The organism is Lentzea sp. (assembly GCF_035525475.1).
In the GTDB taxonomy this organism is placed as follows: Bacteria; Actinomycetota; Actinomycetes; order Mycobacteriales; family Pseudonocardiaceae; genus Lentzea.
Window position 1 is genome coordinate 1 of the sequence record NZ_DATLEC010000224.1, and the last position, 25158, is coordinate 25158.

Here is a 25158-nt window from a genome sequence, read left to right on the forward strand (position 1 = left end):
GGCTTCGGGTGCAGGATGTCCCTGGCCTGTTCGGCGGCCCGGACGATGCTCTCGGACACGAAGTCGAGGAACCGCGAGATGTTCTCCAGGCGCGTGGCGGCCGGGGTGCCGGGCCCCAGGCTGCTGACGCCCTGCCGTGCCGCGTCGGCGAGCTTCGCCGTGCCGGCGGCGCTGGCGATCATCGACTGGTACCAGATGTCGCCCTCGTCGACGACGTAGCGCTCACGGCGCCGTTCGTCGCGCACGCGGCCGATCAGGCCCTGGCCCTCCAGGTACGACATCGCCTTGGACACCGACGCCGGGCTGACCTGCAAGTGGCTGACCAGCTCCGACGCGGTGAGGCTGCCCGAGTCGGTGGCGTAGAGGCTGGCGAGCGCCCTGGCCGTCATCCTGGGCAGGCCCTGCGCCATGAAGATGCCGGAGAACGCCTCCTCGAACTCGCGCACCGCCTCCGGGTCGCGTCCGTCGACGCGGCCGGGCGTCTGCCGGCTCTTGGCTGACGCAGGCTTGCGCCGTTGGGCCCTGCGCTCGGTGGCGAGGTGCGCGAGGTCCGCCTTGTACCCGGCGGGACCGCCGTTGCGCATCACCTCGCGCGTGATGGTCGAGGTGGGGCGGTTCAGGCCGCGCGCGATCTCTGCGTAGGCGAGGCCGTCGGCCAGGCCGATGGCGATCTGGCGGCGTTCCTGCTGGGTGAGTCGACCTCCTGGCATGCCAGGAAGCATAGCTTTCACCTTCACTTCATTGCAACAAACGTTGCGTTAGATCTACAGCTTGTTGCAATGATTTAGCTGCTACTAGCTGCTGTTACTCGATCTCAAAGCAACAAGCTCGTTGCTCAAATCCGGAAACGCAACGTAGCTTTTCGCTCATCAGAAACAACGAGCCGCAGGAGCCAGAGATGCAGACCTTCACCACCCCCGCCCCCATCGCCGCCGTCCTCGACGTCCCCGCCGGGCGCGTCCGGTTCATCGCCGCCGACCGCGCCGACACCGCCGTGGAGGTCCTGCCCCTCGACGCCTCGAAGAGCCGCGACGTGAAGGCCGCCGAGAAGACGAGCGTCGAGTTCGCCGACGGCGTCCTGCGGATCAGCGCCGCCGCCGGGAGCAAGGTGCTCGGCCCGTCCGGGTCCGTCGAGATCACCGTGCAGCTGCCCGCCGGGTCCGCCGTCGAGGCGAAGGTCGCGAGCGCCGAGCTCCGCGGCGTCGGCCGGCTCGGCGACATCGCCTTCGAGGCCGCGCAGAGCGACATCAAGATCGACGAGGCCGCGCACGTCCGCGTGACCACCCAGGCCGGCGACGTCGCGGTCGGCAGCCTCACCGGTTCCGCGGAGATCAGCACACAGAAGGGCGACATCACCGTCGCCACCGCGCTGTCCGCCTCCCTGGACGCCGGCACGACCCACGGCCGCGTCCACAACTCCCTCAGGAACGACGGCGCCACCGCCGTCACCATCCGCGCCACCACCGCCTACGGCGACATCACCGCCCGCGGCCTCTGACCACTTCACCTCTGGGGAGAAGACCATGAGCACCACCGAGAACTACCAGGCCGCCGAGAAGCTCCTCCGCCGCTCCGCCCGCCCCGGCGAGCTGGTCGCCGGGGACAAGGTCCGTCCACAGTGGATCGACGGTGGTGCCCGCTTCTGGTATCAGGTCCGGGACGGCGACGACCGGCGGTTCGTCGTGGTCGACCCGGCCGCGGGCACCCGCACGCCGGACTTCGACCCGATGCCGTTCGTCGCGGCGCCGGGCAACCCGCTGGAGGTGCCCTCCCCCGACGGCAAGGTCGCCGTCTCCCGCCGCGGCAACGACCTGTGGGCCCGCTCGGACGAACGCGAGTGGGCACTGACCACCGACGGTTCGGACGCCTACGGGTACGGCTACGGCCCGGACGCCATGAGCTACAGCACGCTGATGCGCAAGTTCGGCCTCCCGCACATGCCCCCGGCGCTGGCCTGGTCGCCCGACTCGGCCAAGCTGCTCGCCCACCGCACCGACGAGCGCGAAGTCCGCCAGGTCCACCTGACGGAGTCACGACCGGCGGACGGCGGCGCGCCTTCGTCGCGAGTGCAGCGCTACGCCTACCCCGGCGACGAGCACATGCCGTTGGCAGAGCTGGTGATCTTCAACGTCGCGGAGGGCACGACGGTCCACGCCCGGTGCGAACCGCTGCTCATGCCCGAGTTCTCGCCGCTCATGGCGGGCTGGGCGTGGTGGGCGCCGGACAGCTCGGCCGTCTACTTCCTCCGCCGCACCCGCGACCAGCACACCCTGACCCTGAACCGCGTGGACGCCTCGACCGGCGAGGTCCGGGTCGTCGTGAGCGAGACCGGCCCGACCCGCGTCGGCCCCAACCAGTTCCTGTACGGCACGCCCCTCGTCCGGGTGCTGCCCGACGAGGTGCTGTGGTTCTCGCAGCGCGACGGCTGGGGCCACCTCTACCGGTACGACCTGCACACCGGCGCGTTGCTGGGCCAGGTCACCACGGGCCAGTGGCTGGTCCGCGAGATCCTGCACGTCGCCGACGGCATCGTGTACTTCACGGCGTCCGGCCTCGTCTCCGAGGACCCGTACCGCCGCACGGTGTGCCGGGTGTCGTTGGACGGCACCGGTTTCGCGGTCGTCACGGACGACTCGCTGGACCACGTCGTCACGGTGTCCCCGGACGGGAAGTACTTCGTCGACTCCGTGTCCACTGTGGACACAGCTCCGGTCACCGTCGTCCGCGACTGGTCCGGCCAGGAGCTGGTCGAGTTGGAACGAGCCGACATCACCCGTCTGGAGGCGACCGGCTGGACCGCGCCGGAACGCTTCCGCGTCAAGGCGGCCGACGGAGTCACCGACATCTACGGCGTGCTCCACAGGCCGCGCGGGTTCGACCCCGCCCAGCGGTACGCCGTGGTCGACAGCGTCTACCCCGGCCCGCAGGTCACGAGGGTCGACCCGTGCTTCGACCCCGGCGGCATGGGCCTGGACGCGGAACCGTTGGCAGCACTCGGTTTCGTGGTGGTCGCCCTCGACGGCCGCGGCACCCCGGGCCGCTCCAAGGCCTTCCTGGACACCTCCTACGGCAACCTGGCCGACGCCGGCAGCCTCGAAGACCACGTGGCGGCCTTGAAGCAGCTGGCGGAGTCACGCCCGTGGATGGACCTGGGCCGAGTGGGCGTCATGGGCCACTCCGGCGGCGGGTTCGCGGCGGCACGGGCAGTGCTGGCCTTCCCGGAGACGTTCCACGCGGGCGTCGCGCTCTCGGGTTCGCACGACGCCCGGTACATCGGCCTGGGCTGGGCGGAGTCGTGCGACGGCGCGGACAACCCCGCCGCCTGGGAACGCGCGTCCAACGTCGAGATCGCGGACCGGTTGGCGGGCAAGCTGTTGCTGGTGCACGGCGAACTCGACGACACGGCCCACGCCATCCACACGCTGCGACTGGCCGACGCGTTGATCGACGCCGGCAAGGACTTCGAGCTGCTGATCGTGCCGGGGGCCGAGCACCTGTACATCGACCGCATCGCCTACGTGCGGACGCGCTGCTGGGACTTCCTGGTGCGCTCGCTGATGGGCGTGGAGCCGCCGGCCTACCGCCCGGAGCCGATCGCCATCGACCCCGAGGTGCTGGGAGAGATGGTCTAGCGGGACGCCTTGACCTCGGTGAGGAACGCCGACCACGCCTTGCCCGACACGGGCAGGTGCGTGGCCGGCGCCTTGCTGTCCCGGATGCCGACGCCGCGCCCGACCTCGACGCAGTTGTCCACCGGGCTGTAGCTGCTCTTGCGCCACATCGACATGCCGAGGGCCTCCTCAAGCCAGGATGCTGGTGATCAGCTCCCTCGATTGTTCCGCATCCAATGCCTGGCGGTCGAGCAGCTTGAGCACGTCGACGTAGGTGTCGATAGTCGCCTTGTCCTCCACGAACAGGCTGGAGTTCTCGGTTTCCGTGAAGACGACAGGCTCGTACTTCTCATATCTGAGGAGACGGAACGAACCGGAGAGCCCGGCATGTGCACCGAGGGCGGTGGGCACGACTCTCACGGTGATGTAGAGGCGGTTCCCCATCGCCAGCAGGTGGAGCAGCTGGTCCCGCATCACCGCCTCACCTCCCACGGGGAGGCGCAACGCCACCTCGTGCAGGTAAAAGACGAACTGCCTGCTGTAGTGGAAGATCCCTTGGCGCGCCGTCTTCGCGGCGATGATCTCCTCGACGTTCACGGTCTTCGCGCGTACCGACCGCTCGATGAGTGCGCGGATGTAACCAGGTATCTGCAGAGGTCCGGGGATCAGGTTCATCGACCACATGGTGATCTCGTTGGCGAGGCGCTCCTGTTCGACCAGCGACCGCACCTGGTCCGGGATCCCGTCCTCGGGAAAGACCAGGAAGCCGTTCTTGCGGGTCTCCCTGAACAGGGCGAGCAGCCGCCGGGCCTCCTCCGGTTCCACCCGGCACAGGCCGAGCAGCATCGCCACCTCGACCTCCGTGACCCCGCCCTTGCCCCTGACCAGGTCGGAGACCTTGGCCTCCTCCCAGTCGAGCAACCGCGCGATCTGCCGCTGGGTCAGACCGGTGGACCGGATGGCGTCGCGGACGCCATCACCGAACGAGCGCCCCACCACGCTCGAGAATCGTTTCGGCATGGTCGGACGCTAGAAGGCGTGCAGAAGTACTTCCATCGTTTGGGCACGACTCGCCACGAAGGAAGTACTTCTTGGAGGGCTTCTAAATCCGCTTCGAGATCAACGGGTACTCGGTCACGAGGCCGTTGGTGTCGACCTTGATGTTCTGCTCGAAGCCGCCGCTCTTGAACCGGATCACCGAGACGTCGTCGCCCACCGACACCGTCCGGTAGGTCTGGGTGACCGCGCGGACGGACAGGTCCGGCAGCGACACCCGCACGACCGGCAGCGCGTGCTCGCCGGGTTCGCGGTGCAGGGCCAGGCGGCGGATCGGGATGGCGTTGAACAGCACGGCGAACTGGACGTCGACGTCGAGGGCGTCGTTGAACGTGTCGCGCTTGCTGCCCTGGCCGTGGTCCACCAGCCAGGCGCCGTCCTCGGTCCTCGACAGGGAGCACTGGCGCTCCTCGAGGACGGTGGCCGTGCGCAGCAGCAGGCGGGTGACCTGGCCGCTCTCGCCCACGGACACCTCGAAGGAGGCGTTGAACTGCTCGTCGGGCCCGGCCGCCACCAGACGACCGGACGCGCGCAGGCGCTGGTCGTTGGACAGCAGCAGGCGGACCTGTTCGAGCCGTGGCTCGTGGATGCCCTGCCAGGTGATCATCTCAGGCCGGCGGGCAGAGGGAGGGCGGGTTTCGTCAGCCGAGGCGACGCGCCCTGCGTCAGTGGCGTTGAAGGAGTTCACTCATCCACCTGGAAGGATGTCCTTGATCTTCTCGGCGACCGAGTCGACCTGCTCTTGGTGACCGAACCTGCCCGCGACGAAGCCCGCCGCGGCGTCGATGCCCTGGTCGACCTTCTCGTGGTTCTGCTCGGCCAGGTCAAGCGCCTTGTTCTTGATCTCGTCGAAGTTCATGTGGTGCTCCTCCGCTCCTGACGCAGGGTACCCGAGCGGACCCCGACTGGTGATAGCCCGCGATCACGCTGTTCGTGCCTGGACAAGTCGGCCGTGCGAAACGCAAGATGTCGGGTGCCGCCGCCTGGTCGGCCGCCTTCGCGGCCAGAACCAGGAGGACACGCCACATGACACGGCTCCTGCGTGGAGTTATGTCCGCAGTACTGCTGTTGCCGCTCGTCGCTGTCTCCTCGGCCAACGCCACGGCCGACGCTCAGGGGAAGGCGAGGTTCGCGGTGACCACCACGGCCACGAACGTCGCGGCTCGCAGCGACCGCCGTCCCGTCGCGGGCGGGGTCCACGACTCCAAGGTCGGCAAGACCTTCATCTCGTGGGCGGGACAGTACGAGGACAGCTACGTCCAGACGTACGACCACCGCAAGTCCGCGTGGTCCGCTCCCAACCGCGTCGCGGACGGCGACTCGGACTCGCACAACTACCCGACGATGGTGCAGGCCGGGGACGGGCACCTGCTCATGTTCCGCGGCATGCACAACGTCGAGCTGCGCATGTCCCGCTCGCCGCAGGCCCACTCGGCCGACGGCGTCTGGGAGGAGACGCTGATCTCGAAGAACGCGGCGACGTACCCGATGCCGTTCGTGACGCGGGACGGCACGATCTACGTCTTCTTCCGCGAGACGTCCGGCGACCTCGACCCGGCCGTCCCCACCGACACGCGCCCGATGCTCTACGTCGTGTCCAAGGACAACGGTCGGACGTGGAAGACCTCGGCGGAACTGACCGGGGACAGGTTCGCGATCGGGTCGACGTCCCGCGCGGACAACATGAACGAGATCTACATCGGTCAGCTGCGCCTGGAGGACGACGGCCGGGTGCGGATCGTCTACACGCTCGCCGGCGGCGGTCCCGAGGGCCACAAGCACGACCGCTACCACCGCAACATCTACTACGCGTCGTTCGACCCGCGGACGCTGCGCTTCCACTCGGCGTCCGGCGAGGATCTCGGCACCCAGATCGACGACGCGGACCAGGAGACGTACCTGAAGGTCGCGGAGACCCCGCTGACCGTGCCGAACAACGTCAAGTCGCCCGACTACATCCAGCTGGTGGGCACGACGCTCGGCCGTCCGTTCCTGCTGTGGTTCTCCGGTGACGAAGCGGGCGGGCCGCTGCACGACCACCTGTCCACCTGGAACGGTCGTGCCTGGGAGACCAGGGAGGTGGCGCGGGGGCTCAGGGTCCGCGACATGGAGAAGACCGGCCCGTTCACGTGGCGCGTCTACGCCACCGAGGACGGCAAGCCGAACGTGAACACCTACCTGGTCCGGTTCGGCCGCACCTGGGACGCGGAGACCGTGATCCCGACGGCCAAGCCGGTGCAGCGCGTGGAGGTCGTGGAGAACTTCCGCGATCCGGCACGGGCGATCTTCTCGGGGGCGTCCTCGCAACGGGACGTCGCGATCGCCGACGGCGACATCACGGTGGCCGGAATCAGCCGCCGCTAGGAACGGCAAACGCCCCCAGGACCGGCGCGGAACCTGGGGGCGTTCGTCTGTGGGGCGGCGCTGACTGGATCAGGCGCCGGCCTTCTTGCGGCGAACCACGAACAGCGCGCCGACACCGGCGCCGACGAGCACCAGACCACCGACGAGGGGCCACAGGATCGAGGCACCGGTCGAGGCCAGGTCGTCCTCACCGCCACCCGGAGCCGGGTTGGCCGGGGTGGACGAGGACGGGGCCGTCACCGGGGTGGACGACGACGGGGCCGCCGAGGAGGACGTGGTCGGCGTGGTGGACGACGGCTGCGTCGGGACGACCTGGGTCTTCCAGTCGACCTTGGCCTCCTTCTGGACCTTGACCTTCTGCGGCTGCGCGACGACGAGCGACTGGGCGACGTTGTCGTCCTGGCCGTTGTGCGAGACGAACAGGCGGCCCAGCGCGATCTCGGCCTCGGCCGTGAGCTTGAAGGTGGCCTGGCCGTCCTTCGTGCCTTCCGGCACGTTCACGAAGAACTCGGAGACCTTGTCACCGGTGCCCTTGACCGCCAGCTCGGCGTCCTTCGGCATGGTGAACGGGTTGCCGGAGGCGTCGACGACGGCGACGCCCTCGGGCAGCTTCGCGGTCAGCTTGACCTCGGAGGCCGTGGTCGTGACCTTGAAGGGGCCGATCTTCTGGCCGGCCTTGCCGGACTGGGAGGCCGGGTCGACCTCCAGCGTCGGCTTCGGCGCTGCCTCGACCTTGGCGTCCGCGACGAACTTCTTGTACAGCGCCACGACCTCGGCGTCGTTCTTCTTGTTGTCGACGTCGAGGCGGGCGTCGTCGGAGAAGTGCCAGAGCGCGGCCTGGGTGGCGGCGATGACGTCCTGCTTGTCGAGCTTGTCGATGCCGAAGGTCTTGCGGATGTCCTCGACCGACTTGTTCGGGTAGGACCGGTTCAGGATCCAGAGGACCTTGCCGGGGTTCTCACCCTTGAACTTGGTCTGGGGGTTCGGGTGCTTGTCCCAGTCCACCTCCTTGAGGACGTCGCCGTCCTTGAGGGGGGTGGGCAGCTCGACGCAGTAGGCGAGGACGTTGGTGCGGTCCTTGTCGTCCTCGATGCGGAGCTTGATGACCGAGGTGCCCTGCTTCTGGGCGTTGTCGCCGTCCTTGAGCCACACGTCGTGGCCCTGCTCCTGACCACCGCGGTCCGGCGTGATCTTGACTTCGGCGTGGGCCGGAAGGGCCGAGAACGACAGGGCGGCGGTGGCGCCGAGCAGCGCGGCACCGATCCTCAACCGGGAAGCCATGGGTCTCCTCTTGCAGACTGAAGTTAGCCCGAACGCGGCGGGAAGTCGTCATCCGTCGGGACGGTCGGCACGTCGGACGTCGACACTGAACCGACAGGAAGCGCCCGGACATTAACCGATGGGGTAACACATGTCAGAGTGAGGTATGAGACCCGCTACACACTGGGTTTGACCAGCGCAAAGCCACCCAGGGCGTCCACAGTGGATAGGCGCGCGATGGATTGATTTTGTCAGGTGACGTTAGATTCGTTGCCCAACAGTTATCAATTGCCGCGTCCCGCTACGGATGAAGAGCACGAGCGGTTCAACGGTCAGGCGACCAATTCTGTGAGTTCGACCGGACGAATGTCTCCGGGACGCAGCGAGGTGCCGCGCAGGCACATCTCGCGGGGCTCCGGGCGGCTGCCGGTGAGAATCCACCGGGTGAGCCCTGCCAGCTGGTAGGCGATCAACGGCGGAACGGCGTCGCCCACGTGCCGGTAGGCGTTCCCGAGAATCGAGACGTCGAACCTGAACGTCTTGGGAAACCCTTGCAGCAGAGCCATCTCGCGGACCGTGCAGAGCCGGTGCTGGACGGGGTGGGCATAGCGCCCGTTGCCGACGTGACCGCATTCCCTCTTGATCGTCCGCGCCGGTTCGTCCCACCACATCCGGCCGTAGACATCGGGGTGCGAACCCCAGTTCTGCTGTTCGACGATCTTGTGTTGTGCAGGATTCAACAACTTCGCCGTCTCCGGTGAGCGGAGGAGATCAGCCCACGATCCGCCGTTCGCGGGAATCGCGCGCATTCTTTCGAGGCTGCGGCCCTGGGAAAAGGTCGGCGAGACGTGAATGGGGTCCTCCGGGTCGGCGAGGCCGGCCTCGATGGCGGGCAGCTTGCCGATCGCGCGCCGGACGGTGATCGCCGACGGGCGGATGACCCTGCCCTCCCAGAGGTCGTCCAGCGTGAGCAGCGGGAGGCCCGCGTCCACGGCCACCATCAGCGTCCGCTCGCGCAGCTGCGGCAGGCCGAACCTGGACAGCATGTGCGTGCCGCCCCAGACCGAGTACCCGATGCGGGTGAGCTCCTCGGCGAGGCTGTCGAAGTGGTGGCGCTGCCTGCCCTTGACGAGCTCGCGGGCGTTCTCGACGAGCACGACCTTCGGGCGCAGCTCCTGCGCGTAGACCGCGATCCGGCCCACCAGCGAGTTCCGCGGGTCGTCGCGCAGGTGGTTCAGGGAGGTGATGCGGCTGAAGCCCGAGCACGGCGGGCACGCGAGCAGCACGTCCAGCTCGCCGCGGCGCAGGCCCCAGACCTCGCGCAACGCCGCCGGCGACACCCTCGCGAGGTCGACCTCCAGCGGGTCGACGCCGATGTTGGCGCGGTAGGTGTCGTTGCAGCGCAACGAACCCAGCTTCGAGCTCGGCTTGCCGATCTGCGCGTCGGCGGCACCGACCACCCGGAAGTCGCGGTGGGCGTGGAAGCCGTAGCTCATTCCGCCCGCACCCGAGAAGATGTCGGCCACCGTGAAGGACACGGCGAGATCGTACGGGCGAGGCTCCGATGACCTTTCCGTGACATCCCGTACCTTTCCGCCCTATGGAGCTGCCGCGTGCCTGGCAACGACCTGACCCGTTGCGCGGACTCGACAGGATTTCCTGGGTCGAGGTCTGCGACGGCCGCGGTGTCGCCAGTCGTGTGTCGCGCCTGCTGCGCTCCCTGATGGACCCGAGCGCCGACGTGCGGCTGGACGCGCTCTCCTCGCTCGCCGACCGGCTGCTGACCGACGACACGGTGTCCGAGGCGTCGTTCTGCGCCGTGCCGTACCTGGTGGAGCTGGGAGCGTCCTACAAGGTCGCCGGGGACGTGCGTGATCGAGTGATCTTCCTGCTGGCCGCCATGGCGTTGGCGGGCAAGGGCTTCACCGAGGAAGGACGGCGCACGCACCGCCGGTGGAACGCCCTCGGGCGCGAACTGCCCCGCACGGCTCCCGACTGGCTGACGCAGACACGGCACGCCGTCGCGCAGGGTGCGCCGAAGATCTTCGAGGCGCTGGCGTCGGAACGGGCGGCGTGCCTCGTCGCGCTGGCGTGCGCGGTGCCGGAGAACCTGCCGTCGTTCGTCAGCGGGCTCATGAGCGACATGGTCGAGCTGCCCAACGAGGAGATGCCGGCCGGTGAGGAGATGCTCTCCGAGGCCGCCGAGATCGCCGTGGCGTTGCTGAAGCGGTCGCCGGAGCTGCTCGTCGTCGACCAGCCGAAGGTGCTCGGCGAAGGGCTGATGCGGCCCGCGCACCAGCCACGTGAGGTCACCGCGGCCCTGATGGGCTACCGGTTCGCCCTCGCCTCCGCGTACGGCGACGAGGGCGCCTGGTAGTCCCCAGTGGCGCGACCCGGAACGTCGGCTGGTTAATTCGCGCTCAGCAGGACACCTCGCGGCAGTCTGACCGCGAATTCGCCCGGCAACGTTCCGGGCCACACCACTGGCTAGGCGGTGACCGCCTCTTCGAAGCTCTCCTCGGCCGGGACGGTGTCCTCGACCGCGATGGCGGGCTCCAGGGCGCCGAGGCCCGTGCCCCACTCCTGGTCCGCCAGCGCGAAGGCCGCGACCGTCAGCGCCGCCACGGGGGCGCCCACGGGCATGTTCTCGCTGTGCAGGTCGAGGTCGAGGCGGCCACCGATCGGAGACGGGCTCAGCCGCAGCGTGGCGTGCGCGGGCTCGTCGGCGTGCGCGAGGCGGCAGGCCCAGCCCGTGAAGATCACGCGGCGCTCGTCCACCTCGGTCGGCTGCACGGCGCGCACGTTGGCGCCGACCGCACCGGCGCGGTGGTTGTCCGCGGCCTGGAGCACGAGCTCCTCGAACTCCATCGACGAGATGCCGAGGTCCCAGCCGGCGACCAGGGCGACCTGCACGAGCGCGAGCGGCAGCATCGGGACGGCGTCCTCGAAGCAGACCATCGCGCCGCCGTAGCGGGTGTTGATCTCGGTCGGCAGGAAGCCGTCCTCGGTCGCGATGCCGTCCAGCGTGAACGTGCCGCGGTAGCCGACGGTGCCGCGCAGGTGCTCGCCGACGCGGCGGGCCAGGTTGCGCATCTCGTCGCGGATCCACACGGGCGGGTCGTAGAACGACGCGCAGCCCGCGTAGAGGAACTTGGCCTGGCCCTGGCGGCGCGGCACGACCATCTCGATCGGGCGCAGCACCGCGGTGCCGTCGGGGAACACGATGCCGTGCACGCTGACCGGGATGCCTTCCAGGAACGGCATCACGCGGACCTGGTCGCACTTGGGCGCGAGCACGTCGAAGGCTTCCTTGGCCTCCTCGTACGACCGCACGCGGCGCACGAAGTTCGCGCCGCCGTTGATCGCGGGACCGTCACCGGACCAGACGACGCCCGCGCCGCGGTCCAGGATCTCCGAGGCGCCCCAGAGGCGTTCGAAGTCGAGGTCGAACACCATCGCGGGCGCGCGGCGAGCCGACAGCTCGTCCCAGAGCGCGTCGATGGTGGTCTTGTTCTCCAGCTCGACCCAGTCGTGCTGCCGGGCGTTGAGCACCGGGCGGCCCTGGAAGGTGCCGATCTCGTTGTACGGCGTGCTGATCACGACCGCTTCCGCGTCCGCGTCGAAGTCCTCGAGGATCGCCTTGACCTCGGCGCCCGGCTTGGTCAGCAGCTTGCCGAGGCGGCGCTGTTCGACGGCGACGAGGCTGCCCTTGATGCCCAGCGACACCCAGCGGGCGATCTGGGAATCATGCAGCGGCGCATGATCGTCGGTATCCAGCACGAGCGTATGGCGAGCGCCGAGCGCATGGAGCTCATGCGCGCGCTTTGCCAGACGCGTGCCACCGGCCAGAACGACGAGCCGGTCACCGAACAACCTGCCGAGGCGCTCGTTGAGCGCTGCGAGTACATGATTCATCGCCGAAGAACCCGCTTTGAGAAGAAGCAGAAGATGAACCGGCGATCGCCGGGTGACGCGTAGCGTAGAGCCACCCGGTGTACGTGTCGAAGCACGGTCCGGCAACGGCCGGATGAATCTTGCGACGGGCCTGTCGGCTGGGGCCTCGCGGCAAGTGGATCAGCAGTGGATCCGGGTGCCCGTCAGGAGCGGGCAGCGTCCCGGAGGACCTGGTCAACGCGGTTGAGGAAGCTGCGCCTGGGGTTGATCGACGGTAACGGCGCGGTGAGCTCGGTGGGGCCGGGCGCGGGTGCGGCTCCCACGATCTCGGCCACGTTGCGCAGGAACTCCTGCCGCTTGAACTCGTGCACGGCGTGATCGTGCAGGAGCCCGGCGATGCTTGTGTGCACAGCGCGATGGGGATAACTCACTCGAGTGTTATCGGCTCACCCGACAGTGACCTTTAGGGTCATCTCGTGCGAGTTCTAGTGACCGGTGCCACTGGCTATGTCGGCCGGGCCGTACTGCGTGAGCTGCGAGTTCACGGTCATGAACCAGTTGCGTCCCGTCAACGCCTCTCGGAGCCGTTCGAACTGGCGGACGTGGACGCCGTCATCCACCTCGCCGCCGCGGCCCGCGTGCGCGAGTCGTTCGTCGACCCGCTCTCCTACTACGAGACCAACGTGGGCGGGACGCTCAACCTGCTCAAAGCCCTGAAGGGGCAACGCTTCCTGCTCGCGTCGACCGGCGGGGTGTACCGGCCGTCGGACGCGCCGCTGACCGAGGAGTCGGTCAGGGAGCCGTCGTCCCCGTACGCCGCGACGAAGGCCGCCGCCGAGGACCTCGTGGCGTGGGCGGCGCGGTCCGGGCAGATCGGGGCGACCACGCTCCGTCTCTTCAACGTCGCTGGAGGGGGTGACACGGACACCACTCGGGTGATCACGCGGGCCGTCGCGTCCGCCGCCGGGACGGTGCCCGGCATGGAGGTCTACGGCGACGGCACGGCCGTGCGCGACTTCGTGCACGTACGCGATGTCGCCGCCGCCTTCGTCGTGGCGCTGGAGGCGTGTTCCGTGGGCACGTCGTCGGTCTACAACGTCGGAGGGACCCCTGCGTCCGTGCAGGACGTTCTGGCCGCTGTGTCGGACGTGACCGGGCGTCCGGTTCCCGTCGAGTGGAAGCCCGCGCACCCCGGCGAGGTGCGGTTCCAGCGGGCCGACGTGTCGCGGCTGCGCGCGTTGGGCTGGGAGCCCGTGCACTCGTCGCTGGAGGAGATCGTCAGAGACCAGTGGCTCGCTTCGGCACCGGGATCCGGTCCAGGTCCTTCGCGATGACGATCTCCCCGTCGAACTCCGCCGCCGCCTCGGCGTGGAACTCGGCGGGGTCGTCGTAGCGCTGGGAGAAGTGCGTGAGGACGAGCTTGCGGACGTTGGTCTCCCGGGCGACGCGGGCGGCCTGCTGGGCGGTGAGGTGGCCGTGGTCGCCGGCGAGCCTGGTGTCGCGGGCGAGGTAGGTCGACTCGATCACCAGCATGTCGGCGTTGTCCGCGAGCTCGTAGACGTTGTCGCAGAGCCGGGTGTCCATGACGAACGCGAACTTCTGGCCCTTGCGGGGTTCGCTGACGTCTTCGAGCTTCACGCCGTCGAGCTCGCCCTGCGCCTGGAGGGTGCGGACCGCCGGGCCCTGGATGCCGTGCTCCTCGAGCTTCTCGGGGAGCATCCGGTGGCCGTCCGGTTCGACGAGCCGGTAGCCGAAGCTGTCGATGCCGTGGTCGAGCCGGTACGCCTCGATCCTGCCGAACTTGCCGCGCGCGATCTCGCCGTCCTCGTCGACGGGCTCCTCCTTGATGTCGGCGGCGTCGTAGAAGGCGCTGGCGTACCGGAGGCGTTCGAAGAAGTGGGCGCCCGACCGCGGGAAGTGCGCGTGGACGGTGTGCGGGACGCGGTCCAGGCTGAGCCGCTGGACGATGCCGGGGACGCCCAGGCAGTGGTCGCCGTGGAAGTGCGTGACGCAGATCCGGGTGATGTCGCTCGCAGCCACGCCCGCCCGCAGCATCTGCCGCTGGGAGCCGTCGCCGGGGTCGAAGAGCAGGCCTTCGCCGTCCCACCTGAGCAGATAGCCGTTGTGGTTGCGCTGGCGCGTGGGAACCTGGCTGGCCGTTCCCAGGACGATCAGTTCCCGGACTGTCACCCCCTGACGTTAACGTCTGTTCCATGCGGAGCGTGGAAGCAGCAGCGTCGTGGCCTGTCGAGAACGTGGCGGTGGCCGTCGTGTCGGACGGGGCCGTCGTCGGCTCGTTGGGCGATCAGCAACGCGTGTTCCCGCTCGCGTCGGTGACGAAGCTGCTGACGTCGTACGCGGTCCTGGTGGCCGTCGAGGAGGGCGCGGTCGAGTGGGACCAGCCGGCCGGTCCGCCCGGTGCCACCGTCCGGCACCTGGTCTCGCACACCGCCGGGTACGCGTTCGACAAGGCGGAGGTGCAGGCCGAGCCCGGCAAGCGGCGGATCTACTCCAACGCCGGGTTCGACGTGCTGGCGTCGTTCGTGGGCACGGCGTGCGAGATGCCGTTCGCGACCTACCTGCACGAGGCCGTTTTCGTGCCGCTGGGCATGAAGTCCTCGGCTCTCGTGGGTTCGGCCGGCGCCGGCGCCGAGTCGTCCGCCGAGGACCTGGCCCTGTTCGCGGCCGAGCTGCTGTCACCGTCGCTGGTCTCCGCCGAACTCGTCCGCGAGGCCACGTCGGTCGTCTTCCCCGGCCTGAACGGCGTGCTGCCCGGCTACGGCATGCAGAAGCCGAACGACTGGGGCCTCGGCTTCGAGATCCGCGACGGGAAGTCCCCGCACTGGACGGGTCTCACCCACTCGCCGCGCACGTTCGGCCACTTCGGCCAGTCCGGCACGTTCCTGTGGGTCGACCCGGAGATCTCCTCCGCCTGCGTGGCGCTGACGGACCTGCGCTTCGGCCCGTGGGCGGTCGAGGCGTGGACGCCGTTCTCCGACGGCGTCCGCGCGGAGCTGGTCAGTCGGCGAGCCTGAGCGCGAGCTGCCGGAGGATCTCCTGCACGTCGGCGTCCTCGTAGTCGTTCTCGTACGCCTGCGCGACGCCGTGGAAGGCGTAGAGCAGGCCCGCGGTGAACCACCCGAACTGCGACAGCACCTGGTCCATCGCCTGCTTGAGGGCCTGCGCGCCGGCCTCGTTCAGCTCGCCGTCGACCTTGACCTCGTAGCTGAACACGCCCTCCTGCAACGACTTGAGGGCCATGCGCAGGTAGTCGTTCGATCCGGCGCCGTCGTAGGTGAGCGTCAGGACGCCGAGCGCCCGCTGCATGATCTCCCGCTGGTCCACACGGCCACTCTGCCCCGTCGCCCGCCGCGGGCAAAGGGCCAGGCCCGCTTCGGCGCGCCGGGCCGTCGTGCTCTTCGCCTGCGCGGCCGCCGTCCCGCGTCACACGTGGCGTGCACAGTGGACGGTGAGAAACGACAAAGCCCCGGTCGGACCTATGTCCGACCGGGGCTCGTTCAGTGCGCTCGGCAGGATTCGAACCTGCAACCTTCTGATCCGTAGTCAGATGCTCTATCCGTTGAGCTACGAGCGCGTGCTATTCAATTGTAACCGATCCCCTAGAGGCTCGGCCTTGCGGAGGCTCCGGGATTTGAACCCGGGATGGGGGGTTACCCCAAACCGCATTAGCAGTGCGGCGCCATAGACCAGACTAGGCGAAGCCTCCCGGGACCATCCTCGGCCACGACGCATAGGTTACACAGGTCCTCAACCGACTTGCAAAACGCCCCCCTCCCAACCCCGTTCGCGCTGGTCAGAGCACACATGAAGGCCAGGAGAAGGGCGTTAAACGCCTGTTCACCGCGACGAGAGTGACCTAGATCATTCCGAAGCGAGTTCCAGGAACGGTTGGAGGGACTCGGGATTGCGCAGCGCTCCCCTGCTCACGGCCTTCTCCGGGTCGGCGCCGGCCAGGATCTTCTTGACCGGGACCTCGCACTTCTTGCCGTTCAGGGTGCGCGGGATCTCGGCCACGGCGACGAACCGGTTCGGGACGTGGCGCGGCGACAGCGATGAACGCAGTTCCTTGCGCAACACGGGTTCCACGTCGTCCAGCGTGACGCCGTCGAGGACCACGAAGCAGAGCAGTTCGCCTTCGGTGACGCCGGAGGTGTCGATCACCAGCGAGTCGGCCACGCCGTCGACCGACTCGACCACGCGGTAGAACTCCGAGGTGCCCATGCGGACGCCGCCTCGGTTCAGGGTCGAGTCGGAACGGCCGTAGATCACCGCCGAGCCTCGCGGGGTGATGCGGATCCAGTCGCCGTGGCGCCAGATTCCCGGATATGTGTCGAAGTACGCGTCGCGCAGCCGTGAGCCGTCGGTGTCGCCCCAGAAGTAGACCGGCATCGACGGCATGGGCTTGGTGATCACCAGCTCGCCCACCGCGTCGTCCAGTGCGGCTCCTGCTTCGTCGTAGGCGAGGACCGACGCGCCCAGGGCCCGGCACGAGAGCTCGCCCAGCCACACCGGGCGGTCAGGGGAGGCGGCCACGAAGGCCGTGCAGAGGTCGGTGCCGCCGGAGACGGAGGCGATCTGGACGTCCTCGCCGATGGCGGAGGCGATCCAGCGGAAGCCTTCCGGCGTCAGGGGTGCGCCGGTCGAGCCGACCACGCGCAGGCCCGTCAGGTCGTAGGTCGCCGACGGGTCGAGGCCTTCCTTGAGGCACGACTGGACGTATGGCGCCGAGGTGCCGAAGTAGGTGACGCGGTGCTGTTCGGCCAGGTGCCACAGGGTGTTCAGCGACGGGTAGGCCGGGCTGCCGTCGTACAGGACGATCGTCGTGCCCACCAGCAGGCCGCCGACCAGGTAGTTCCACATCATCCAGCCGGTGGTGGTGAACCAGAAGAAGCGGTCGCCGGGGCCGAGGTCGCTGTGCAGGGCGAGCATCTTCAGGTGCTCCACCACGATGCCGCCGTGGCCCTGGACGATGCCCTTGGGCAGGCCCGTCGTGCCGGACGAGTAGAGCACCCACAGCGGGTGGTCGAACGGCACCGGCGTGAACTCCAGCGCGGCGCCCTCGTTGTCCGCCAACAGCTCCGTGAACGACAGCGTGTCCGGCAGCGTGGAGCCGTTGTCCAGGTAGTCGACCAGGACGGTGGCGCGCAGGCCCGGCAGCTGCGAGCGGATCTCCTCGACGACCGGGCGGCAGTCGAACGACCGTCCGTTGTAGACGTAGCCGGAGACGGCGACGAACACCGCGGGCTCGATCTGGGTGAAGCGGTCGGCGACCGCGCGGGCGCCGAAGTCCGGCGAGCACGACGACCACGTGGCGCCGAGCGAGGCGGCCGCCAGGAAGGCGATCAGGGCCTCGGGGGCGTTCGGGACGAGTGCCACCACCCGGTCGCCCTGTGAGACGCCCAGAGAGGCCAACGCGGCCCGGAAAGCGGCCACGCGCGCACGCAGCACACCGAACGTCAAAGAAGAAGCGGCGCCGTCTTCGCGATGGAAGATCACGGCCAGGTCGTCGTCGCCACCGCGGCGCAACGCGTGCTCGGCGTAGTTCAGCGTCGCGCCGGGGAACCACTGGGCGCCCGGCATGTCCGCCGAGCCCAGCACCCGTTCGGGAGCGGAGTGGAACCGGACGTCGAAGTACTCGGCCACGGCGCCCCAGAACCCCTCGAGGTCGGAGACGGACCACTCCCACAGCGACTCGTAGTCGGGGAAGTCGTGGCCGCGTTCAGAGCGCAACCACGTCCTGAAGTCCGTCATCCCGTTGTCCCTCGTGGGGTCGGGGCGCCACAGCAGTTCGACGTCGGTGTCGGTCATGCCCCATGTCTAGTTGAGGCGCAACCGCACGTCCATGTGTGATTCGCGGACTTGCGGCAGCCCGCCTGTGTGGACCTATCCGGCAGCCAGCAGCTCGTCGACCGCGTTCGCCAGCCGCGAGGCGTCGGCGGGGGCCAGCACGAGCCAGCCGTCCTGCTTGCGCAGGAGGTAGCGGCCCTCGCGCGTGTCGAGCCACGACACCGAACGGCCGGTCGGGCGCGGCACGCCGTCGCGGTTGCGGGCGGTCAGGCCCAGCTCGCCGCCGCCGATGCGGGACGTGACGACGCGCATCAGCGAGTGCGCCTCCGGTTCGCGGACGCCGGCTTCGCGCAGGACCTCCAGGAACGCCTGCTTGCCCTCCTGCTCACCGGCCTTGCCCGCTCGCACGTAGTCGTCCCAGCGCACGTTCACGGAGCGACCGGTGCCGGGCGCGAGGCCCGGCAACGAGGACACCGTGGCCGAGGCCAGCGCGTTCGGGCGGAACGAGTAGAGGTGCACCTGGTCGTTCACCCGTGCGGCGAACGCACCGCCCCAGCCCGCGCAGGCGATGCCGCGGGCCAGCTCGGTGCCCTTGAAGTACGCGATCTCCAACGCCCGGTCGAACTCGCCGAGGCCGCTGACCAGCGCCCGGAGATCGGGATCGGGGCGGTGGACAGTGCCAAGACGACGAGCGTGCAGGGTCTGCGAGCTTTCCTCGACGAGGCGCTGCCGCGCCGCTCGGGTGGCCCCGAAGTGGGGCGTTCCGAGCGGCACGGTGCGGTCCTCGCCGTGCACGGCTTCCCACAGCAGGAAGAACTCCTGCGAGCTGACCGTGAACTGGCGATCGGTCACTGACCGATCACCGGCGGGGCCGCCTTGCGGTCCACTCCGAAGACGTTGTCGTCCTCTTCCAGGTAGCTCGCGGTCTTGTGCTCGCGCGCGTCGTCACGGCCACCGGCCGCGGGGGCACCGGCCATCGGCGCGCCACCCATCGCGAGCGGGTTCTGGAACGCCTTCGTCTGGCCTCCGCCCGCCTGCGACGCGGCAGCCGCCGCGGCACCAGCGCCACCGCGGGTGACCTCGTTGACGCCCGCCGCGCCACCGGCGACACCGGGACCGCCGGCGCCACTCGCGCCACCGCCGCCCTGGGCGCCGGAGCCGGAGCTGAACGGACGGGCCATGCCCATGCCGCCACCGAACCCGCCGCCGCCGCGTCCGCCGCCGAAACCGCCGGCACCGCCACGCGAGGACGTGCTGGTGGTGCCGCGGTTCTGGGTGGTCGTGCCGGTCGCCACCGGAGCGCCCGTCGCGCCGCCCGCGGTCGTGTCCGGGGTGCCCGGCGTGCGGGTGCCGCCGAGCTCGGGGGTGGTGGGCGTCGGGTTGACCGGGTTGACCGGGGGCGTGAACTGCTGCGGCACGGTCTGGTCGACCGCGGCCGAGTCGCGCTGGAACGCCGCCATGACGTCCGCCGCGCGGCGGTGCGAGGCGTCGTTGGCCGCGAGGGTCTGGACGGGGCTGGTGCCGATGGCCTCGAAGCCGGCGAACTCGCCGGTCGTCCGCGTCAGGCGGGCGTCCTGGAGGTTCTGCACGCCGCCGATGCCGTCCGCCTGGTCGACCGTCATCAGCCGGTCCGCGGGCCGCAGTGCCGTCCTGGGCACCGCCGGGTCCGCCGCGACCGGCGCCTCGGGGGCCGCGGGAGGCGGCGGCATCGCGGCGCGGGCGGCCTCGACGTTGTTCGTCTCGGTCGTGATGGCCACGGAGACCTTGGTGGCGTAGTTCGCCGTGTCGTCGACCCAGTTGGTGACCTCGGTGAGGCCGTCACGGGCCAGGCGCGCCGACTCGCTGTCCCAGCCGACGGTCGAGTCCTCGACGGCCTTGAGCAGGTTCGCGCGCACGCCGGCGATGTCCTCGCCGATCTTCTGCCAGTTCGTGGCGGCGGCCTGGGCACCGGCGAGGTTCACGCCCGTGTGCACCATGTTGTAGAGCTGCTCGTGCGTGTACGTCATCCAGTCGACCGGCTCGTGCAGGTCGTTGCGGTCGTACTTGTTGTCGTCGTGGTGGTGGTGCGACCCGTTGCCGCCCTTGTTGCCCTTGTTGTCGTTCGATCCGTGACTCACCAGGACCCCCCGGCGTTCTTCATGGACTTCTCGGCCTCTTCCTCGACGTCGCGCATGGTGTCGCGGTTGCGGCTCAAGGCGTTGCTGATGTCGTCGAGGACCTTGAAGAGGTCGAGCAACGCCTTGGCGGCGCCGGAGTCCTCACCGACGGCGAGGTCGGCGAACCGCGCGCTGATCGCCTTGGCGACGGGGTTCTCCCCGAGCTGCAGCGGTGTGGCCAGCTGGTCGGTCGCGCGCTTCCACAGGTCCATGACCTGGTCGCGGGCGGCGTCGACGGCCTTGATCAACGCGTCGGCGGCCTCGAAGTCGAGCGTCAGCTTCCCGTCGTCCGCCGCCTGGTCGAGCTTGGCCGCGGCGTGGCTCGCGTCCGCCTTGTCGTCCAGCATCTGCTGCTGGAGGGCGGGCTTCACCGCCGCCAGCTGCTCCGCCGTGATCGGCACGGTGGTCGACGTGGTCGTCGCCGTAGTCGGGTCGGGTGTCACCACAGGTGCCGCCCCCGTGCCTGTCGTCGTCCCACTCGTCCCAGTGCCTTCAGCCATCCCTCAACCCCCTGCACTGCATAACTCGTCACCGCAGTACTGGGCGTTACCGATCACCACACCCAGTCACCCGTCCGAAGCACTCCTTAGATGTACCCGGACGTCAGTTCGGTTCCAATCCGCCGGAAAGACCCTTACCTCATGTGAGCGCCTACCTCATGTGAGCGTCGAACCAGTTCAACGCGCGAGACCATGCTTCGTCACTCGAGACGTCGAACCGGATCACGTCTGACGCGGTTTCCGAACTGATCACAGCATCACGAAGCTTGCTCACTTCTTCCGAGTCGTCGTCGCGGTAGATGCCGAGCCACGGGCACGACAGGTCGCCGGCGACGTCGACCAGCGCGGGCAGCCCGTCCGAGAGCGGCTCCAGGATTCCCGGCCCCTGCACCGTGACCGCGGCCCCGATCGTGCGACTCGCGGCTACGACCATCGCGACGGTGCCGCCGGTGTCGAATCCGACGACGCCCATGCGGTCCGCGCTCACGCCGTGCTGCCCCAGCCACACGAACGCGACGTCGGTGTCGGCGAGCAGGCGGTCGCCGGAGAGCTTGCTGACCCGGTCCCTGATGTCGTCGCCGTGCACGCGGTCCTCGTCGTAGAGGTGTGGCGCGATGGCGAGCCATCCCTCCGCGGCCAGGCTGCTGACGAGCGTCCGCACGCCCGCGGTGATGCCGCGAGCCTCGTGCAGCACCACGAGACCGCCCCGTACGGCGGAGTCGGGTTCGGCGATCGTCACCCGCAGCTCACGGCCGTCGGTGAGGGAAAGCGTCTCGATGCGGGTAGTGGTCATGACTCACCCTCGCACGCCGGGGTGAACTCCAGTCAACGTGACCAATCGGACGGAGCAATGCGAGGATCGGGACCATGACCGTGCGAACCCGTGCTGACCTGGCGTCCCTGCCCTCCTACGTGCCCGGCAGGACCATCCCCGGCGCCATCAAGCTCGCGAGCAACGAGGTGTCGGCGGGACCGCTGCCGAGCGTCGTCAAGGCGATCGCCGAAGCGGCCACCGCCATCAACCGGTACCCCGACTCGGGGAGCGCGGAGCTGACCGGACGGCTCGCCGACAAGCTCGGCGTCCCCGCCGACCACCTCGCCATCGGCTGCGGCTCGGTGACCCTGTGCCAGCAGCTAGTCCAGGCCACCTGCACCGAGGACGACGAGGTGCTGTTCGCCTGGCGGTCGTTCGAGGCGTACCCGATCGTCACGCACGTGGCTGGTGCCAAGCAGATCCGCGTGCCGCTGAACTCCGAGCACACGCACGACCTGGACGCCATGCTGGCGGCGATCACGCCGAACACGCGCATGGTGTTCGTCTGCAACCCGAACAACCCGACCGGCACGGCGCTGCGCACCGAGGAGATCGAGGCGTTCATCGACCGCGTGCCCGCCGACGTGCTCGTGGTGCTCGACGAGGCCTACAAGGAGTTCGTCGACGACGCGCACATCCCGGACGGCGTCGAGCTGGCGAAGCAGCTGTGGGCGTCCGGCCGCGACAACGTGGCGGTGCTGCGGACGTTCTCCAAGGCCTACGGCCTGGCGGGCCTGCGGATCGGCTACGCGGTCGCGCCGCCGGCCGTCGCCGAGGTGCTGCGCAAGGTCTACGTGCCGTTCTCGGTCAACGCCCTCGCGCAGGTCGCCGCGATGGCGTCGCTGGACGCCGAGGACGAGCTGATGGTCCGCTGCCGCGGGATCGTCGCCGAACGCATCCGCGTGCGCGGCGAGCTGCTGGCGATGGGCTACGAGGTGCCGGAGAGCCAGGCGAACTTCGTGTGGCTGCCGCTGGGCGAGCGCACCGCGGAGTTCAACGAGCACTGCTTGAACCACAAGGTCGTGGTGCGCGCGTTCGTGGGCGAGGGCGCCCGCGTGACGATCGGCGAGCCGGACGAGAACGACACCTTCCTGGCCGCCGCGCGGGCCTTCACCGTCTGACAGCTACCTGGTGAGCAGCTGAACGATCGCCGCGACTCCCACCACCACGATGACGCCGCGCAACACGGCGGGTGGGAGTTTGCGGCCGATCTTGGCGCCGATCTGCCCGCCGACGACCGACCCGACGGCCAGCAGCAGCACGACCAGCCACGCCACGTCGGCGATGAAGATGAACATGACGCCCGCGACGAGGTTCACGAACGCGGTCAGCACGTTCTTCAACGCGTTCATCCGCTGCAGGTGCTCGCTGACGAGCACGCCCATGATCCCCATGACCAGCACGCCCTGCGCGGCCCCGAAGTAACCGCCGTAGATGCCCGCCGCGAAGACACCGATCCACAGCAGCACGCCGCCGTCGCTGTCCTCGTTGCGCCGGTGCGAGAGCTTGCGGTTGAGCCACGGCTGGAGGACCACCAGTACCAGCGCGATCACGATCAGCACCGGCACGATCGCGGTGAAGGCCTTGTCCGGCAACGTCACCAGCAGGATCGCGCCGATCACGCCACCGAGGATCGACGCGGGCAGCAGCTTCTTGATGCGGGGCGCCTGCCCCTTGAGCTCCTCGCGGTAGCCCCACGCGCCCGAAAGCGAGCCGGGCACCAGCCCCAGGCTGTTGGAGACGTTCGCGACCACGGGCGGGTACCCGACGGCGAGCAGCACGGGGAACGTCACGAGCGTGCCGCTGCCGACGACGGTGTTGATGCCGCCTGCGAACACACCCGCGATGACCACCGCGATGGCTTCCCAGACCGTCATGTCACCCCCAGATACCCGATGGTTCGCGACGCTAACACTCCGTTCGGACCAGCGAACTGTGTCCCTGATGACAACAGGCCGCCACTCAGCGTGAGTGGCGGCCCTGTCAGGTGCTCTTGCGGTTACGCGGTCTCACGCCTCCTGCCGATCACGTTCGCACCGAGGCCGAAGGCCACGAGCAGCGCGCCGACGAGGCCGAGGCCCAGCACGCTGGCGCCGGTCTTGGCGAGCGCGTCACCGGAACCGCCCGCGGGCGGCGGAGTGCTGCCCGCGCCCTGGCCGGGCGCCAGGCCGGGAACGCCCCAGAGACCGGTGCTCCGCTCGCTTCCGGCGAAGACCTGCACGTGGTTGTCGTACTCGCCCTCGAACTTCCGGGGACCGTCGACCGAGCCCAGTAGTCGCCAGCGGGACCCGGTCGAAGCGCACGTCGCCCTTGGCGAGCGTGATCGTGACCCTGGCTTCCTCGCCCACCCGGTAGACGTCCTTGTCCAGCTCCATCTTCGCGGCGAGCGACTCGTGGTAAGGCCGCTCCGCACGAGCGGTCAGGTCGACCGGCGCGCCGGGCTGCACGCAAACCTGCGTGTGCTTCTCGTCGTGGTGCACGATCCACCCGTCGGCGAGGCTGAAGCCCACGTGGTGGTCACCCGACGGAAGGCCCTTGAACGAGTAGCGGCCCTCGGCGTCCGTGGTGGTCTTGCAGTACTCGTACTGGCCCGCGTGGGCCCGCCCGTGCCGCAGACCGATTACGAGGCGGTCAACGCGTTGCCGGCCAAGGGATCGCTGCACGGCCTGATCTTCGTGGCGGACGACGTGGACGCGAAGTTCGACCAGGTCCGCGCGGCCGGCGCCGAAGTGCTGCAGGAGCCCGTCGACCAGCACTACGGCGTCCGCGACTGCGCCTTCCGCGACCCGTCCGGCAACATGACCCGCTTCTCCTCGCCGCGCACCGCCGGCTAAAACCAGTTCGGGTTTCTCCGTCGGCGTGCTTTCCTGGTGACCTCAGGAGCACTCACAGACAAGGTCGATGCCATGGCAGCCCCGGACACACCGGGTGCCCTCGCCGTGCCCGGTGACAACCACGTTCTTCTTCGTGCGATCACCAGGAGCAACCACCTTGAGTTGGTACACCACTTTCTTCACCGACCTCGCCAACGGTTTCTGGCGCGGTGCGGTCCAGCCGTCGCAGACGTCGGCTGAGATCGACTTCGTGACCGGTCTCGGCACCGGTCCCCGAGTGCTGGACGCGCCGTGCGGCAGCGGCAGGCACAGCATCGAACTGGCCCGCCGCGGCTACGCGGTCACCGGCCTCGACATCTCCGAGGAGGCCATCTCCCACGCCCGTTCGCTGGCCCCGTCACTGGACTGGCGGCTGGGCGACGTGTCGTCGCTGGGTTCCTTCGGCTTCGACGCGGACCTGGCGCTGTGCATGGGCAACAGCTTCGGCTACCTGTCCCATGCCGGCTCCTTGCGGTTCCTCGCCGACATGGCGGCTGTCGCGCCCGTCCTGGTGCTCGACTACGGGTGCGCGGCCGAGTCGTTGCTGCCCTCGTTGCCGGGTGAGATCCGGATGTCGGCGGGCGGCGTCGACATGGTGGCCGTGAACTCCTACGACGTGACCTCCGGGCGGTTGGTGATCGACTTCACCTTCACGGACGGTGAGCGGGTGCAGCGGTCCACCTGCGTTCAGCACGTCTACACGGCCGGTGAGCTGACTCGGATGCTTTCGGAGGCCGGGTTCGGTTCGGTCGCGTTGTACGGCGACACCGACGGGGGCTCGTTCGAGGTGGGCAGCCATCGGTTGCTGGCGGTGGCGCGCCG

General features: G+C 69.2%; 28 protein-coding genes and 2 tRNA genes. 10 read left to right on the forward strand and 20 right to left on the reverse strand.

Annotated features, from left to right (window positions below; all coding sequences use genetic code 11):
• The coding region (locus VM306_RS34010) for a GbsR/MarR family transcriptional regulator (protein WP_325522243.1) at nucleotides 1-710 on the reverse strand (710 nt) is incomplete at its 3' end.
• A gap of 188 nt (nucleotides 711-898) precedes the next feature.
• Here VM306_RS34010 and VM306_RS34015 point away from each other — a divergent pair.
• Nucleotides 899-1498, forward strand: a complete 600-nt coding sequence (locus VM306_RS34015; RefSeq protein ID WP_325522245.1) for a DUF4097 family beta strand repeat-containing protein — start codon at nucleotides 899-901, stop codon at nucleotides 1496-1498.
• Between the two features lie 25 nt (nucleotides 1499-1523).
• Nucleotides 1524-3632 (forward strand): S9 family peptidase, encoded by a 2109-nt coding sequence (locus VM306_RS34020; protein WP_325522247.1) that lies wholly within the window; start codon nucleotides 1524-1526, stop codon nucleotides 3630-3632.
• Here the strand turns inward: VM306_RS34020 and VM306_RS34025 are convergent.
• The 4 genes from VM306_RS34025 to VM306_RS34040 form a co-directional block, all read right to left on the reverse strand.
• Nucleotides 3629-3787, reverse strand: coding sequence for a DUF397 domain-containing protein (locus VM306_RS34025; protein ID WP_325522249.1), 159 nt, complete (start codon nucleotides 3785-3787; stop codon nucleotides 3629-3631). The two genes, VM306_RS34020 and VM306_RS34025, sit on opposite strands and share 4 nt — an antisense overlap.
• A 13-nt stretch (nucleotides 3788-3800) precedes the next feature.
• A complete protein-coding gene (locus VM306_RS34030) occupies nucleotides 3801-4631 on the reverse strand; it encodes a DUF5753 domain-containing protein (protein ID WP_325522251.1) in 831 nt (276 codons plus the stop codon).
• Nucleotides 4632-4713: 82 nt separating this feature from the next.
• A complete protein-coding gene (locus VM306_RS34035; RefSeq protein ID WP_325522253.1) occupies nucleotides 4714-5274 on the reverse strand; it encodes a putative glycolipid-binding domain-containing protein in 561 nt (186 codons plus the stop codon).
• Nucleotides 5275-5355: 81 nt separating this feature from the next.
• Nucleotides 5356-5526, reverse strand: coding sequence for an antitoxin (locus tag VM306_RS34040; RefSeq protein ID WP_325522255.1), 171 nt, complete (start codon nucleotides 5524-5526; stop codon nucleotides 5356-5358).
• A gap of 191 nt (nucleotides 5527-5717) precedes the next feature.
• Between VM306_RS34040 and VM306_RS34045 the strand changes: the two genes are divergently transcribed.
• On the forward strand, nucleotides 5718-7031 hold the full coding sequence (locus VM306_RS34045) for a BNR-4 repeat-containing protein (RefSeq protein ID WP_325522257.1): 1314 nt from the start codon (nucleotides 5718-5720) through the stop codon (nucleotides 7029-7031).
• A gap of 69 nt (nucleotides 7032-7100) precedes the next feature.
• On the opposite strand, the gene VM306_RS34050 is transcribed toward VM306_RS34045, so the two are convergent.
• Together VM306_RS34050 and VM306_RS34055 are read right to left on the reverse strand one after the other, a co-directional pair.
• A complete protein-coding gene (locus VM306_RS34050; RefSeq protein WP_325522259.1) occupies nucleotides 7101-8312 on the reverse strand; it encodes a thioester domain-containing protein in 1212 nt (403 codons plus the stop codon).
• Nucleotides 8313-8623: 311 nt separating this feature from the next.
• Nucleotides 8624-9829: a DNA cytosine methyltransferase gene (locus VM306_RS34055; protein WP_325522261.1), complete on the reverse strand. Its 1206-nt coding sequence runs from the start codon at nucleotides 9827-9829 to the stop codon at nucleotides 8624-8626.
• Nucleotides 9830-9891: 62 nt separating this feature from the next.
• Here VM306_RS34055 and VM306_RS34060 point away from each other — a divergent pair, with 62 nt between their 5' ends.
• The gene (locus VM306_RS34060) at nucleotides 9892-10668 is read left to right on the forward strand and encodes a hypothetical protein (protein ID WP_325522263.1); all 777 of its coding nucleotides are present in this window, start codon (nucleotides 9892-9894) and stop codon (nucleotides 10666-10668) included.
• A gap of 110 nt (nucleotides 10669-10778) precedes the next feature.
• On the opposite strand, the gene VM306_RS34065 is transcribed toward VM306_RS34060, so the two are convergent.
• Nucleotides 10779-12071 carry a hypothetical protein gene (locus VM306_RS34065; RefSeq protein WP_325522265.1) on the reverse strand — a complete coding sequence of 431 codons (1293 nt, stop codon included), beginning with the start codon at nucleotides 12069-12071 and terminating at the stop codon, nucleotides 10779-10781.
• Here VM306_RS34065 and VM306_RS34070 point away from each other — a divergent pair.
• Nucleotides 12051-12269, forward strand: a complete 219-nt coding sequence (locus VM306_RS34070) for a hypothetical protein (RefSeq protein ID WP_325522267.1) — start codon at nucleotides 12051-12053, stop codon at nucleotides 12267-12269. The two genes, VM306_RS34065 and VM306_RS34070, sit on opposite strands and share 21 nt — an antisense overlap.
• Nucleotides 12270-12388: 119 nt before the next feature.
• Here VM306_RS34070 and VM306_RS34075 read toward each other — a convergent pair whose 3' ends face one another.
• Complete coding sequence (locus tag VM306_RS34075; RefSeq protein WP_325522269.1) at nucleotides 12389-12556, reverse strand: hypothetical protein; 168 nt, start codon at nucleotides 12554-12556, stop codon at nucleotides 12389-12391.
• A 117-nt stretch (nucleotides 12557-12673) separates the two neighbouring features.
• Here VM306_RS34075 and VM306_RS34080 point away from each other — a divergent pair, with 117 nt between their 5' ends.
• Nucleotides 12674-13519, forward strand: coding sequence for an NAD-dependent epimerase/dehydratase family protein (locus tag VM306_RS34080; protein WP_325522296.1), 846 nt, complete (start codon nucleotides 12674-12676; stop codon nucleotides 13517-13519).
• Here the strand turns inward: VM306_RS34080 and VM306_RS34085 are convergent.
• Nucleotides 13464-14375, reverse strand: coding sequence for a ribonuclease Z (locus tag VM306_RS34085; RefSeq protein WP_325522270.1), 912 nt, complete (start codon nucleotides 14373-14375; stop codon nucleotides 13464-13466). The two genes, VM306_RS34080 and VM306_RS34085, sit on opposite strands and share 56 nt — an antisense overlap.
• A gap of 23 nt (nucleotides 14376-14398) precedes the next feature.
• Between VM306_RS34085 and VM306_RS34090 the strand changes: the two genes are divergently transcribed.
• Nucleotides 14399-15220, forward strand: a complete 822-nt coding sequence (locus VM306_RS34090) for a serine hydrolase domain-containing protein (protein WP_325522272.1) — start codon at nucleotides 14399-14401, stop codon at nucleotides 15218-15220.
• On the opposite strand, the gene VM306_RS34095 is transcribed toward VM306_RS34090, so the two are convergent.
• The 8 genes from VM306_RS34095 to VM306_RS34130 form a co-directional block, all read right to left on the reverse strand.
• Nucleotides 15204-15530 carry a hypothetical protein gene (locus tag VM306_RS34095; RefSeq protein WP_090097679.1) on the reverse strand — a complete coding sequence of 109 codons (327 nt, stop codon included), beginning with the start codon at nucleotides 15528-15530 and terminating at the stop codon, nucleotides 15204-15206. The two genes, VM306_RS34090 and VM306_RS34095, sit on opposite strands and share 17 nt — an antisense overlap.
• A gap of 177 nt (nucleotides 15531-15707) precedes the next feature.
• A tRNA-Arg gene (locus VM306_RS34100) sits at nucleotides 15708-15780 on the reverse strand.
• A gap of 42 nt (nucleotides 15781-15822) precedes the next feature.
• Nucleotides 15823-15912: transfer RNA gene (locus VM306_RS34105), tRNA-Ser, on the reverse strand.
• A 155-nt stretch (nucleotides 15913-16067) separates the two neighbouring features.
• Nucleotides 16068-18014 (reverse strand): acetoacetate--CoA ligase, encoded by a 1947-nt coding sequence (locus tag VM306_RS34110; protein WP_325522276.1) that lies wholly within the window; start codon nucleotides 18012-18014, stop codon nucleotides 16068-16070.
• 75 nt (nucleotides 18015-18089) lie between these two features.
• Nucleotides 18090-18845 carry an ESX secretion-associated protein EspG gene (locus VM306_RS34115; RefSeq protein WP_325522278.1) on the reverse strand — a complete coding sequence of 252 codons (756 nt, stop codon included), beginning with the start codon at nucleotides 18843-18845 and terminating at the stop codon, nucleotides 18090-18092.
• Nucleotides 18842-20110 (reverse strand): PPE domain-containing protein, encoded by a 1269-nt coding sequence (locus VM306_RS34120; protein WP_325522280.1) that lies wholly within the window; start codon nucleotides 20108-20110, stop codon nucleotides 18842-18844. The genes VM306_RS34115 and VM306_RS34120 overlap by 4 nt, the downstream gene beginning before the upstream one ends.
• Entirely contained in the window at nucleotides 20107-20595 is a 489-nt protein-coding gene (locus VM306_RS34125; protein ID WP_325522282.1) for a hypothetical protein, read from the reverse strand. Before VM306_RS34125 ends, VM306_RS34120 begins: the two co-directional genes overlap by 4 nt.
• A 205-nt stretch (nucleotides 20596-20800) precedes the next feature.
• On the reverse strand, nucleotides 20801-21442 hold the full coding sequence (locus VM306_RS34130; protein ID WP_325522284.1) for a dienelactone hydrolase family protein: 642 nt from the start codon (nucleotides 21440-21442) through the stop codon (nucleotides 20801-20803).
• A 74-nt stretch (nucleotides 21443-21516) separates the two neighbouring features.
• Here VM306_RS34130 and hisC point away from each other — a divergent pair, with 74 nt between their 5' ends.
• Nucleotides 21517-22584, forward strand: coding sequence for a histidinol-phosphate transaminase (gene hisC / locus VM306_RS34135; protein ID WP_325522286.1), 1068 nt, complete (start codon nucleotides 21517-21519; stop codon nucleotides 22582-22584).
• A gap of 3 nt (nucleotides 22585-22587) precedes the next feature.
• Here hisC and VM306_RS34140 read toward each other — a convergent pair whose 3' ends face one another.
• Both VM306_RS34140 and VM306_RS34145 read right to left on the reverse strand, forming a co-directional pair.
• On the reverse strand, nucleotides 22588-23340 hold the full coding sequence (locus tag VM306_RS34140; RefSeq protein ID WP_325522288.1) for a sulfite exporter TauE/SafE family protein: 753 nt from the start codon (nucleotides 23338-23340) through the stop codon (nucleotides 22588-22590).
• Nucleotides 23341-23462: 122 nt separating this feature from the next.
• The gene (locus tag VM306_RS34145) at nucleotides 23463-23684 is read right to left on the reverse strand and encodes a hypothetical protein (RefSeq protein WP_325522290.1); all 222 of its coding nucleotides are present in this window, start codon (nucleotides 23682-23684) and stop codon (nucleotides 23463-23465) included.
• A gap of 385 nt (nucleotides 23685-24069) precedes the next feature.
• On the opposite strand from VM306_RS34145, the gene VM306_RS34150 reads away from it, so the two are divergent.
• Nucleotides 24070-24297: a VOC family protein gene (locus VM306_RS34150; protein WP_325522292.1), complete on the forward strand. Its 228-nt coding sequence runs from the start codon at nucleotides 24070-24072 to the stop codon at nucleotides 24295-24297.
• Between the two features lie 157 nt (nucleotides 24298-24454).
• The coding region (locus VM306_RS34155) for a class I SAM-dependent methyltransferase (protein WP_325522294.1) at nucleotides 24455-25158 on the forward strand (704 nt) is incomplete at its 3' end.